At 61.7% G+C, this 2,295-nt stretch carries 2 protein-coding genes and 1 pseudogene; 2 read left to right on the plus strand and 1 reads right to left on the minus strand.

Annotation, left to right across the window (positions count from 1 at the left end; translation table 11 throughout):
- The coding region (gene ilvA / locus BKD70_RS22220; RefSeq protein ID WP_070415407.1) for a threonine ammonia-lyase, biosynthetic at positions 1-928 on the minus strand (928 nt) is incomplete at its 3' end.
- 138 nt (positions 929-1,066) lie between these two features.
- Here ilvA and rpiA point away from each other — a divergent pair.
- Complete coding sequence (rpiA, locus tag BKD70_RS22225) at positions 1,067-1,738, plus strand: ribose-5-phosphate isomerase RpiA (RefSeq protein ID WP_034128979.1); 672 nt, start codon at positions 1,067-1,069, stop codon at positions 1,736-1,738.
- A 333-nt stretch (positions 1,739-2,071) separates the two neighbouring features.
- A pseudogene (locus tag BKD70_RS22230) lies at positions 2,072-2,295 on the plus strand (autotransporter outer membrane beta-barrel domain-containing protein); the annotation flags it as partial.

Genomic DNA, 2,295 nt, shown 5'->3' on the forward strand with positions numbered 1-2,295 from the left:
TGACGTTGGCGCCCGAGTCGATGGCGACAAAGGTCTGGCCGCTGACACCGCGGGTCTCGACGTATTTTTTGATCCCGGCCACGCCCAGCGCGCCGGCCGGCTCGGTGATGGAGCGAGTGTCGTCGTAGATGTCCTTGATCGCCGCACAGATTTCATCGGTGCTGACGGTGATCACTTCATCCACATAGTCCTTGCAGATGTCGAAGGTGTGCTGGCCGATCTGCGCCACTGCCACGCCGTCGGCAAAGAGGCCGACAGTCGGCAATACCACGCGCTCGCCCGCCGCCATGGCGGCTTGCAGGCAGTTGGAATCGTCCGGCTCCACGCCGATGATCTTGATCTCCGGGCGCAGGTATTTCACGTACGCCGCAATCCCGGCGATCAGACCGCCGCCGCCCACCGGTACGAAAATCGCGTCCAGAGGCCCTGGGTGCTGGCGCAGGATTTCCATCGCCACGGTGCCCTGCCCGGCAATGGTGTGCGGATCATCGTAGGGGTGGATGTACACGTAGCCTTTTTCGTCGACCAGCTTGAGCGAGTAGGCCAGGGCTTCCGGGAAGGAATCACCGTGCAGCACCACTTTGCCGCCACGGGAGCGCACGCCTTCGACCTTGATCTCCGGGGTGGTCTTGGGCATCACGATGGTGGCTTTCACCCCCAGCACCTTGGCCGCCAGGGCCAGGCCCTGGGCATGGTTGCCGGCCGACGCGGTGACGACGCCGCGCGCACGTTCTTCGGCACTGAGCTGGGTCAGCTTGTTGTAGGCGCCGCGAATCTTGAACGAGAACACCGGCTGCAAGTCTTCGCGCTTGAGCCAAATCTTGTTACCCAGCCGCTCGGAGAGCTGGCGGGCAGTCTGCAAGGGGGTTTCCACGGCGATGTCGTAAACACGCGAGGTGAGGATTTTTTTGACGTAGTGTTCAAGCATCGGCAGGCATCTACTTCACGGGTTGGGCAGGGCCAAGGAGTCTAACCCAGCGTTTGGCCGGGCGACCACACGAATCCCGAGGTTTTGTTGGGTTATACTCGCCGCCCTCGTTAATTCCCCGCCCGTTCCGGAGCCCGCATGACCCAGGATCAACTCAAACAGGCAGTGGCCCAGGCCGCTGTCGATTTAATCCTTCCTAAGCTCGACGACAAGAGCATCGTCGGTGTCGGCACCGGTTCCACCGCCAACTGCTTTATCGACGCACTGGCCCGGCACAAGGGCGCGTTCGACGGCGCCGTGGCCAGTTCCGAAGCCACCGCCGCCCGCCTCAAGGGCCATGGCATTCCGGTGTACGAGCTCAACACCGTGAGCGACCTGGAGTTCTACGTCGACGGCGCCGATGAAAGCGACGAGCACCTGAACCTGATCAAAGGCGGCGGCGCGGCCCTGACCCGCGAGAAGATTGTCGCGGCCGTGGCCAAGACCTTCATTTGCATCGCCGACGCAAGCAAGCTGGTTCCCGTGCTGGGCACGTTCCCACTGCCGGTGGAAGTCATCCCCATGGCCCGCAGCCACGTGGCCCGCGAGCTGGTGAAGCTGGGCGGCGACCCGGTGTACCGCGAAGGTGTGTTGACCGACAACGGCAACATCATCCTCGACGTGTTCAATATGCAGATCACCAACCCGGTGGAGCTTGAGACGCAGATCAACGCCATTGTGGGCGTGGTCACCAACGGCCTGTTCGCAGCGCGCCCGGCGGATGTATTGCTGCTGGGCACCCCGGAAGGCGTGAAAACCCTCAAGGCCTGACCCTGTGGGAGCCGGGCTTGCCCGCGATGCAGACGACTCGGTGTATCAATGGATACCGAGGCGATGCCATCGCAGGCAAGCCAGCTCCCACATGTGTTAGCGCTCGACTCTAGAGTGATGTAACAAAAACGCTACTTTTCGCAGCACTCCTCGCCAAAACCGTGCGCTCTGTCACGGCATCCCCTGCCACGCCTGGTATCCAATCCGTTACAAATTACAGCCACGCGACCCACGCGTTTAACAATGCGCCAATTCGCAGCCGCCCATGGAATGAGGCGCGCATTGTGCAAAGGGTCTGGGCTTGCACATTCCCATCACCTCAAGGAAGACCTTGTGATAAAGCCTCTAGCCCTCGCCATCAGCGTTGCCGGTGCCCTGCTGTCCACGCATACCCAGGCCTACGATTACGGCCAGCACGCCAACACCACCCTGGAAAAACTGATCAACGACTACCCTGGCCGATATCGAGGCACGGCAAATTTTGCCGGGGCAGCCGACTGGATGCAGAGCCAGATGGGCACGGCCTATAACTTCAGCCGCCAGGACTTCACCTGGAA

Source organism: Pseudomonas sp. BS-2016 (assembly GCF_001806145.1).
Classification (GTDB): Bacteria; Pseudomonadota; Gammaproteobacteria; order Pseudomonadales; family Pseudomonadaceae; genus Aquipseudomonas; species Aquipseudomonas lundensis.